This window comes from Streptomyces recifensis, assembly GCF_002154615.1.
GTDB lineage: Bacteria > Actinomycetota > Actinomycetes > Streptomycetales > Streptomycetaceae > Streptomyces > Streptomyces griseoluteus.
On record NZ_MUNH01000592.1, the window covers coordinates 1 to 9,365 of the forward strand.

Consider the following 9,365-nt stretch of genomic DNA (forward strand, 5'->3'; position numbering starts at 1 on the left):
CGCCGGTGAGGGCGGCGAGTTCCCGCGGGGAGGCGTTGACCAGGACGTGCCGGGCGGCGGCGACGCCCTCGCCGTCGGCGGTGCGGTAGGTGACCTCGGCGGTGCGGCCGTCGGTGTCGACGCGGACGGCCTCGTGCCCGGTGACGATCTCGGCTCCGGCCGCGCGGGCCGCGTCCGCGAGGGCGTCGGTGAGGGCGCCCATACCGCCGACGGGTACGTCCCAGGCGCCGGTGCCGCCGCCGATGACGTGGTAGAGGAAGCAGCGGTTCTGGGCGAGGGAGGGATCATGGGCGTCGGCGAAGGTACCGATCAGCGCGTCGGTGAGGACGACGCCCCGGACCAGGTCGTCGCGGAAGTTCTCCTCGACGGTGACTCCGATCGGCTCCTCGAACAGGGCCCGCCAGGCGTCCTCGTCACCGACGCGGGCGCGCAGTGCGGCGCGGGTGGGCAGCGGTTCGGTGAGGGTCGGGAAGACCCGCCGGGCAACCTCGCCGGTCATGCCGTAGAAGCGCTGCCATGCGCCGAACTCGCGCTCGTCGCCGGTCAGTTCGGCGAAGGCCCGCCGGGTGCGCTCTTCGCCGCCCCCGACGAGCAGCCCCGTGGCCCGGCCGCCGCGCTCGACGGGGGTGTACGAGGAGATGGTCCGCCCCCGCACTCGGAAGTCCAGCCCGAGCTCGCGGACGATCTTGTCCGGCAGCAGGCTGACGAGGTAGGAGTACCGCGACAGCCGGGCGTCCACCCCGGCGAACGGCCGGCTGGACACCGCGGCGCCCCCGGTGTGCCCGAGCCGCTCCAGCAGCAGGACCGAGCGTCCGGCGCGGGCCAGGTAGGCGGCCGCGACCAGGCCGTTGTGTCCGCCGCCGACGATGACGGCGTCGTACGTCCGGGTTCCCTCGTGTGCAGGCATGGTTCTTGGTAGCACGGTTGATCTTCGCCGGATAGAGGGCTAGGGCCTCTCGTTTGGATCTTGCCGGGCTCGCGGGGTCTGGCACCGCGCCTCGCGGCGTTGTCGTCGGTTGCCATGGCTCCGCCATGTCGCCCTCCTCCGCCTTGCGACGCACGGCACCAGACCCCGCTCCCTCATCCGGCCTGATCCGAACGAAAGACCCTAGCCGTCGGCTCCGGAGACCGTCACGACGATCTTGCCCCGGGTGCGGCCCTCCTGATTGAGTCGCTGGGCTTCGGCGGTCTGCTCCAGGGGGAAGGTCTTGTCGACGTGGACGGAGACGGCACCCTGGTCGGCCAGCTGGGAGAGCTTGGCGAGGTCCTCGGCGTCGGGGCGGACGAACCAGTAGCGGCCGCCGTACTCGGTGACGTCCGGGTCGGCGATGGAGGCGAGGCGGCCGCCGGGGGCGAGGAGCTGGGCGGAGACCTTCAGGGTCTCACCGCCGACGGTGTCGAAGACCGCGTCCACGCCCTCGGGCGCGATGCCGTGTACGCGTGGGGCCAGGCCGTCGCCGTACGCGACGGGTTCGCCGCCCAGGCTGCGTACATAGGCGTGGTTGCGTTCGCTGGCGGTGCCGATGACACGGGCGCCCAGGTGGGCGGCGATCTGCACGCCGAGGGAGCCGACCCCGCCGGCGGCCGCGTGGATGAGCACCGTCTCGCCGCGCTTGACCTGGAGGATCTTGACGAGGACCTGGTAGGCGGTCAGGCCCACCAGCGGCAGTCCGGCGGCCTCCTCGAAGGAGAGCGCGGCAGGCTTGCGGGCGAGGGTGCGCACGGGGGCGGCGACGTACTCGGCGAAGGTGCCGAGCGAGAGCAGGTCCTCGCGGACGTACCCGATCACCTCGTCCCCCTCCTCGTACTCGGCGACGGAGGCGCCGGGGCGGACGACGACCCCGCTGACGTCCCAGCCGGTGATCACGGGGAAGACGGTGTTGAGGATCGGGTCGAGGTACCCCTCGCGGCACTTCCAGTCGACCGGGTTGACCGCGGCCGCGCGCACCCGGACCAGCACCTCGTCGGGGCCCACCTTGGGCTCGGGGACCTCTCCGTACTCCAGCACTTCGGGGCCGCCGTAGCGGCGGTAGCTGATGGCCTTCATGATCTGGACCCTCCAGGGTGTGCACCCGCCGCGCAACCCCTGGGTTCCAATATGGGCGGTTCGCGGCGTTCGCGCATAGCCTGTCCGTCGTCACCGCCCCCCGCCCGCCGGCCCCCGCGACCACGCCGGACACGCGTCGCCCGGCGTGTGTCCGGTCACGTCGGCGCACACTTTGGGGTGCACACACTGGACGGCATACCGACCGGTCGGCATCATGTGACGCGTTCCTGTTCACCCGTTCGTAGGAGTGATGTATGAGCGCCGACCACCCGCCCGGACTCGATCTCGACCGGCTGCGCGCGCTGCTCGACCGTGAGCGGCCCGGCCTGGTGACCGGTCCGCTGACCGGCAGACTGATCGAGGGCGGACGGTCGAATCTCACCTACGCCGTCACCGACGGCACCTCCCGCTGGGTCGTCCGGCGCCCGCCGCTGGGCCACGTCCTGGCCACCGCGCACGACATGCGCCGCGAGCACCGGGTGATCAGCGCCCTGCACCCCACCCGCGTGCCGGTCCCCCGGCCGGTGCTGCTGTGCGAGGACGACGAGGTGCTGGGCGCCCCGTTCTACGTGATGGAGTTCGTCGAGGGCACCCCGTACCGTACGGCGGACCAGCTCGCGCCGCTCGGTGCGGAGCGCACCCGGAACGCGGTGCTGTCGCTGGTGGACACCCTCGTCGAGCTGCACGCGGTGGACCCCGCCGAGGTGGGCCTCGCCGACTTCGGCCGGCCCGAGGGCTTCCTGGACCGCCAGCTCCGCCGCTGGGGCAAGCAGCTCGACGCCTCCCGCAACCGCGAACTGGCGGGCGTGGACGAGCTGCACGCGGCCCTCGGCCGCTCGCTGCCCACCTCCCCGGCGCCTGCCGTGGTGCACGGCGACTACCGCCTGGACAACGTGCTGATCGGCGAGGGCGACCGGATCGAGGCCATCCTCGACTGGGAGATGTCGACCCTGGGCGACCCGCTCACCGACCTCGGCCTGCTGGTGATGTACAGCCGGCCGCTCGGCATGGCCCACTCCCCCGTCTCCACCACCGCCGAGGCCCCCGGCCACCCCACGCCCGCCGAGCTGATCGAGCGGTACGCGGAGCGCTCCGGGCGCGATGTCTCGGACGTCAACTGGTACACCGCGTTCGCCTGGTTCAAGCTCGCCGTGATCCTGGAGGGCATCCACTACCGGTACACCCTCGGCCAGACGGTGGGCGGCGGCTTCGACCGCATCGGGGACCTGGTGCCCGTCTTCATCGACCACGGACTGACCACGCTTCAGGAAGGCTAGAGCAGATGGACTTCGCGTTCGACGCGCGCACCGAGGAACTCCGCACCCGTCTCCTCGCCTTCATGGAGGAGTACGTCTACCCGGCCGAGAAGACCGCGGAGGAGCAGCGGGCGCTGCTGGACTCCCCCTGGGACACCCCGGCGGTGGTGGACGAGCTGAAGGCCGAGGCGCGGCGGCAGGGCCTGTGGAACCTCTTCCTGCCCGACGCCGAGTACGGTGCCGGGCTGACCAACCTCCAGTACGCGCCGCTGGCCGAGATCACCGGCCGGTCCCCGCAGCTGGCGCCGACCGCGCTGAACTGCGCGGCACCGGACACCGGGAACATGGAGGTGCTGGCGCAGTTCGGCACGGACGAGCAGAAGAAGCAGTGGCTGGAGCCGCTGCTGGCCGGGGAGATCCGCTCGGCGTTCGCCATGACCGAGCCGGAGGTGGCCTCCTCGGACGCCACCAACATCACCACGCACATCGAGCGGGATGGTGACGAGTACGTCATCACGGGCCGCAAGTGGTACATCTCCGGGGCGATGAACCCGGACTGCAAGATCTTCATCGTGATGGGCAAGACCGACCCGGACGGCGAGGACCTCCGCCGCCAGCAGTCGATGGTGCTGGTCCCGCGGGACACGCCCGGTGTGACCGTGAAGCGGGCCATGCAGGTCTTCGGGTACGAGGACCACTCGCACGGCGGGCACGCGGAGGTCGTCTTCGACCACGCGCGCGTGCCGGTGGCCAACCTGGTGGGCGAGGAGGGCGGCGGCTTCGCCATCGCCCAGGCCCGGCTCGGTCCGGGGCGCATCCACCACTGCATGCGGCTGATCGGCATGGCCGAGCGGGCGATCGAGCTGATGTGCCGGCGGGCGGTGTCGCGTACCGCGTTCGGCAAGCCGCTGGCGCAGCAGGGGGTGGTGCAGAACTGGATCGCGGACGCGCGGGTGACGGTGGAGCAGCTCCGGCTGCTGGTGCTGAAGACGGCCTGGCTGATGGACACCGTCGGCAACCGGGGCGCGCACACCGAGATCCAGGCCATCAAGATCGCCACTCCGCGCGCGGTGGTGGAGATCCTCGACCGGGCGATCCAGTTGCACGGCGCGGGCGGGGTGAGCCAGGACTTCCCGCTGGCCGACCTGTACGCGGGCGCCCGCACGCTGATGCTGGCGGACGGCCCGGACGAGGTGCACCAGCGCTCGCTGGCCCGGCGTGAGCTGAAGAAGTACCTGTAGCGGAAGGGCTGTTGCAAGGGGCGCCCGCCATGGCGGGCGCCCCTTACGCGTTGCCGCTACGGGCGCAGGGCGCGCAGCAGGAGGTCGGCGAGATGGTCGGCGACCTCCTGCGGGGTGAGCGGACCCTTGGGGCGGTACCAGGTGGAGAGGTGGTGCACCGAGCCGAAGTGGTAGTCCACGACGAGGTCGGCCGGGGTGGCGGTGGAGAACACGCCCTCCCGCTGGCCCTCCTCGATGAGCGCGCGGAACCGTTCGTGGTAGCGGCGGCGTTCGGCGCGGACCTGCTTGTTCTTCTCGGGGCTCAGGTGGTGCATCGAGCGGAAGAAGATCATCGCGTCGTCGAGGTTCTCGATGGTGGTGACGACGACGTCGGCGGCCGCGTCCCGCACCCGCTTCTCCACCGGCTCGTCGGCGTCCGCGAAGGCGTCCAGGCGCTCCTGCTGGAGGCGCAGCACGCGCGCGTAGACCTCGTGCAGGAGGTCGTCCTTGGAGCCGAAGTAGTGGTAGAGAGCGCCCTTGGTGACTCCGGCGGCCTCGACGATCTCCTGCACCGAGGTGCGGTCGTAGCCCTGGTCGGCGAAGAGACGGGTCGCGGCGTCCAGCAGCCGCCGGGGGACGGGCGTGGCGTCTCCGTCCGTGTTCCTGGGCACTGCCGCCACCTGCCTTTCCGTCGGGTCGCCGACTGTCGTCACTGGGGCGGGAACGGTTTCCCGCCGGAGGATCTTCCCATCCTCCGGCGGGGCCGGGTCAGCGGGAGTCCTCCCAGGCGCGCTGGAGCCGGTTCATGCCGCCCAGCCACTTGTCCGGCTGGGCCGCGCGGGCCTGGTAGTACTCGGCCACCTCGGGGTGCGGCAGGATCAGGAAGCGGTCCTCGGCCATGCCCGCGAACAGCGCGTCGGCGACGTCGGCCGGCTCGATCGCGGTCGGCTGGAGCACCAGGTCGCCGGCGCTGCCGGTGGCGGACAGCATGTCGGTGCGCACGCCCTGCGGGCAGATCGCGTGCACCTTCACACCCCGGTGGCGGTAGGTGAGGGAGAGCCACTCGGCGAAGGCCAGCGCGCCGTGCTTGGTGACGCTGTAGGAGGGGGCGCCGATCATGGTGAGCAGTCCGGCGGCGGAGACGGTGGAGACGAACCGGCCGCCGCCCCGCTCCAGCCAGCCGGGCAGCAGGTCGTGGGCGGCGCGGACGTGGGCCATCACGTTGACGTCCCAGGACACCGCCCAGGACCGCTCGTCCAGCGGGCCGCCGGGGGTGCCGTCCTCGAAGGCGACGCCCGCGTTGGCGCAGTACACGTCGATGGCGCCGCCGAGCGCCGCGCGGGCCTCGGTGACGATGCCGGAGGCGTCGCCGGGCACGGCGATGCCCCCGATCTCCTCGGCCACCGCCTTGGCCTTGTCGGCGTCGAGGTCGTTGACGACGACCCGGGCGCCCTCGGCGGCGAACCGGCGGGCGAGAGCCGCCCCGATCCCCCCGCCCGCCCCGGTGACGACGACTCCGGCGTCCTGCACGGCTTCCACCAGCGGCCTCCTTCGAGCTGTGGCTGTGCGCGGCGGTCCCGCCGCCGCGGCGCCAGACTAACCAGTCGGTATGCCGTAGGGAAGGGGAATCCCCGACGGCTCCCGGTCCGGCGCGTTCCCTGGCGGCCCGCCAGGCGCTAGCGTCCCCGTGGTCATGACACCCGCCGCGCTCACGGAGGTCCCGTATGACGCTGTCCAGACGGAGCATGCTCGCCACCACCGCAACGGCCGCCGTCGGGGCCGGGGTCCCGGCCCCCGCCTCGGACGCCGGCGCCGGGCACCGGGTGCGCACCGGGTTCGAGCGGCTGGCCGCCGACGGCTACGCCCCGCTGGCCGGCCGGAAGGTCGGCATCGTCACCAACCCGACGGGCGTCACCCGTGACGTCCGGCACATCGTGGACGTGATGCACGCGGACGACCGGGTGCGGCTGACCGCCGTCTTCGGCCCCGAGCACGGCTTCCGGGGCACCGCCCAGGCGGGCGGCTCGGAGGGGCGCTACGACGACCCGGCGACCGGGCTGCCGGTGTACGACACGTATCTGAAGAGCGGCCAGGCGCTCGCCGACGTCTTCACCTCCTCCGGGGTGGACACGGTCGTCTTCGACATCCAGGACGCGGGCGCCCGCTTCTACACGTACATCTGGACGCTGTACGACTGCATGGAGGCGGCGGCGCTGGCGGGAAAGCGGTTCATGGTGCTGGACCGCCCGAACCCGGTGACCGGCCGGGCCGCCCTGGGGCCGGTGCTGCACGAGGAGTTCGCCACGTTCGTCGGCCGGCGGCCTGTCGCCCAGGCGCACGGGATGACGGTGGCGGAGCTGGCCCGGCTGTTCAACGGGGAGTTCCTGGACAAGCCGGTGCCGCTGGAGACGGTGACCATGACCGGCTGGCGGCGCGGGATGTTCTTCGGCGACTGCGGGCTGCCCTGGGTGCCGCCGAGCCCGAACATGCCGACCCCGGAGACCGCCCTGGTGTACTCCGGGACCTGTCTGTTCGAGGGCACCAACCTCTCCGAGGGCCGGGGCACCACCCGCCCCTTCGAACTCCTCGGCGCGGAGGGCGTCGACGGGCGCTGGGCACGGGAGGCGGACAGGGCGGGGCTGCCGGGAGTGCGGTTCCGCGAGGCGTACTTCGCGCCGACGTTCTCCAAGTTCCAGGGGAAGACGGTCGGCGGGGTGCAGCTCCATGTGCACGATCCGGCGGCCTTCGACCCGGTGCTGACCGGGGTGACGCTGCTGGTGACGGCACGGCGGGTGTGGGACGGGTTCGCGTGGCGGCCGGACAACTGGATCGACAAGCTCACCGGTTCCGAGCGGGTGCGCACGATGATCGACGCCGGGGCCGGGGCGGACGAGGTGGCGGCCGCCTGGCAAGGGGAGCTGACGGCGTTCCGCCGGGTGCGGGCCAAGTACCTGATGTACCGCTGAGCGCGGCGGCCCCCGTACCGGGAGCCGCCGCTCACGGCCGTCAGCGGTGCGAGGTGTACTCCACGACCTGCTGGTAGGTCGGCCGGTTCTGCCAGCTGATGTTGCCGTGCTTGATGCCGCCCAGGGTGCGCTGCCGAATCGAGTCGGCGCACCACTGGTCCCCTGCCGAACACAGGTCGTCGCCCGGGTAGACCTGGGCGGCGGTGAGCCCGGCGGCCTGCTTCAGCGTGCCGAGCAGGGCGTCCCGGCAGGCGGAGAGGCTGCCGTCGCCGCAGTACTTCCGGGAGAGACCGCCCTGTACGGGCTCACCGAGCACCGCCCGTATGTCCTTGTCGACATAGCTCCACCAGCCGTACTGGAACGAGCTTCCGGCGTGCGAGCCGGTCGGGCCGTGCCCGGCGGAGGGTGCCTCGTCCACCGGGAGGTTGGCGGTGAGGGCGCCGTACAGGCCGCTGCCGAGGCCGGGTTCGAACTCGGCCTTCACCAGCAGGGGCCACCAGGCGTCCAGGAGGCGGATCGCGTCGGAGTCGGCGTACTTCTTCGACCCCGCCGACGTCTCGGTGCGCCTGGCACCCGCGTCCAGCCACGTCTGGAGCCTGGCCGCGGCCGCCGCGGCCGCCGGGTCGCTCACCGGCGCCGAGTTGACGACCTTGAGCAGCTCGGGCAGCACGTCCTCGGCGCGCAGGTCGGCCAGGGCCGCGTCCGCCATCGCCTGGACCAGCTTGGTCCGGGTGACCCCGCCCTGGGCGACCAGCTTGCTCACCCGGTCGTCGAGGAGGTCGCCGCGGTGCACCGAGCCCTCGCCCCAGGGCGCGGCGGTGTACGCCTCGGCCTGCTTGTTGTTCCAGGAGATGTAGTAGTCCTGGTCGACGGAGTTGGGGTGTTCGCCCGCCGGGGTGTAGTCGGCGGTGTTGGCGGCCGGGTCCCAGTTCCGCCACTCGTAGGCCGGCTGGGCCCACACCGGGAACTCGGCGTCGACACCGGCCGCGCGGACCGGGTTGTCGCCGCTGTTGTAGTACGCGGTGTGCGCCGAGTCGGCGTAGAACCAGTTGAAGGTGAAGTTGATGTGCTGGGCCGCCTTCTGGAAGTCCTCGGGGCCCTTCACATAACCGGGGTCGTTGAGCATCTGGAAGCCGATGATGGAGTCGGCCTCGTGCAGGTAGGAGGAGCGCAGGGTGGTGTAGGCGACCTTCTTCCCGCCGACGGTCGCCCGGTACTGCACGGGCCCGTACTTGGTCCGCCACACCCGCATGGCGTACGAACCGGCGGCGGTGCCGTCGGCGACGGTCGGCTTCCAGGCGTTCTTCCGCTCGACCTGCTCCATCGCGGTGCAGGTGCCCCGGTAGAGGTAGTGGTGGTCGTCCTGGCACAGCTCGACGGCGTAGGTGTCGATGATGTCCTGGCCGGAGGTGGTCGCGCTCCAGGAGTAGTCCTGGCCGCGTCCCAGTTCGACGTACATGCTCAGGCCCGCGAAGGAGGCGCCGCGGGCGCTGATGCCGGGGCCCTGGATCTCCTGGAGCATCAGGAGCTGCGGGGCGAAGTAGCCGGTCTGCGGGCCGAAGACGGCGACCGGGTGGCCACTGGCGGTGTGCTCGCCGCTGACCACCAGGGCGTTGGACATGCCGCGCCGGGCGGAGCTGAGGGTGTCCTTGGCGGCGGCGGTGGAGGAACGCCTGGCGCTCGCGGTGCCCGCGCTGCCGGTGCGGTCGTAGACCAGCGGCTCCTGGGTGACCGAGCCGGTGTCGGGCAGGGCCCGGCCGCGGGGGCTGTCGGGGCGGGTGGCGTAGGGGAAGCGCTGTCCGTCGTGGAGGGTGAGGACGGCCTCGGGGTCGTTGCGCATCCGGAAGGACTCCCACACGCGGGGGCCCTCCTCGAC

The 9,365-nt window shown here is 72.2% G+C and carries 8 protein-coding genes; 3 read left to right on the forward strand and 5 right to left on the reverse strand.

What is annotated here, in order from left to right; all coding sequences use genetic code 11:
- Together CCN33_RS26655 and CCN33_RS26660 are read right to left on the reverse strand one after the other, a co-directional pair.
- On the reverse strand, positions 1-907 hold a 907-nt coding region (locus CCN33_RS26655; RefSeq protein WP_140394691.1), incomplete at its 3' end, for a phytoene desaturase family protein.
- A 201-nt stretch (positions 908-1,108) separates the two neighbouring features.
- Positions 1,109-2,047 (reverse strand): NADP-dependent oxidoreductase, encoded by a 939-nt coding sequence (locus CCN33_RS26660; protein WP_086696005.1) that lies wholly within the window; start codon positions 2,045-2,047, stop codon positions 1,109-1,111.
- Between the two features lie 254 nt (positions 2,048-2,301).
- Between CCN33_RS26660 and CCN33_RS26665 the strand changes: the two genes are divergently transcribed.
- Positions 2,302-3,324: a phosphotransferase family protein gene (locus tag CCN33_RS26665; RefSeq protein ID WP_086696006.1), complete on the forward strand. Its 1,023-nt coding sequence runs from the start codon at positions 2,302-2,304 to the stop codon at positions 3,322-3,324.
- A 5-nt stretch (positions 3,325-3,329) separates the two neighbouring features.
- Positions 3,330-4,544 (forward strand): acyl-CoA dehydrogenase, encoded by a 1,215-nt coding sequence (locus CCN33_RS26670; protein WP_086696007.1) that lies wholly within the window; start codon positions 3,330-3,332, stop codon positions 4,542-4,544.
- Positions 4,545-4,600: 56 nt separating this feature from the next.
- Here CCN33_RS26670 and CCN33_RS26675 read toward each other — a convergent pair whose 3' ends face one another.
- Positions 4,601-5,194 carry a TetR/AcrR family transcriptional regulator gene (locus CCN33_RS26675; protein ID WP_086696008.1) on the reverse strand — a complete coding sequence of 198 codons (594 nt, stop codon included), beginning with the start codon at positions 5,192-5,194 and terminating at the stop codon, positions 4,601-4,603.
- A gap of 97 nt (positions 5,195-5,291) precedes the next feature.
- Positions 5,292-6,065 carry an SDR family oxidoreductase gene (locus tag CCN33_RS26680; protein ID WP_086696009.1) on the reverse strand — a complete coding sequence of 258 codons (774 nt, stop codon included), beginning with the start codon at positions 6,063-6,065 and terminating at the stop codon, positions 5,292-5,294.
- 182 nt (positions 6,066-6,247) lie between these two features.
- Here CCN33_RS26680 and CCN33_RS26685 point away from each other — a divergent pair, with 182 nt between their 5' ends.
- Positions 6,248-7,489, forward strand: coding sequence for an exo-beta-N-acetylmuramidase NamZ family protein (locus tag CCN33_RS26685; protein WP_086696010.1), 1,242 nt, complete (start codon positions 6,248-6,250; stop codon positions 7,487-7,489).
- Positions 7,490-7,529: 40 nt separating this feature from the next.
- Here CCN33_RS26685 and CCN33_RS26690 read toward each other — a convergent pair.
- Positions 7,530-9,365: penicillin acylase family protein (locus CCN33_RS26690; RefSeq protein WP_086696011.1), on the reverse strand; the 1,836-nt coding region annotated here is incomplete at its 5' end.

Excerpts from the sequence above, each read along its gene's own strand:
- CCN33_RS26660 (WP_086696005.1), bottom strand. The coding sequence starts at position 2,047 with ATGAAGGCCATCAGCTACCGCCGCTACGGCGGCCCCGAAGTGCTGGAG.
- CCN33_RS26665 (WP_086696006.1), top strand. The coding sequence starts at position 2,302 with ATGAGCGCCGACCACCCGCCCGGACTCGATCTCGACCGGCTGCGCGCG.
- CCN33_RS26670 (WP_086696007.1), top strand. The coding sequence starts at position 3,330 with ATGGACTTCGCGTTCGACGCGCGCACCGAGGAACTCCGCACCCGTCTC.
- CCN33_RS26685 (WP_086696010.1), top strand. The coding sequence starts at position 6,248 with ATGACGCTGTCCAGACGGAGCATGCTCGCCACCACCGCAACGGCCGCC.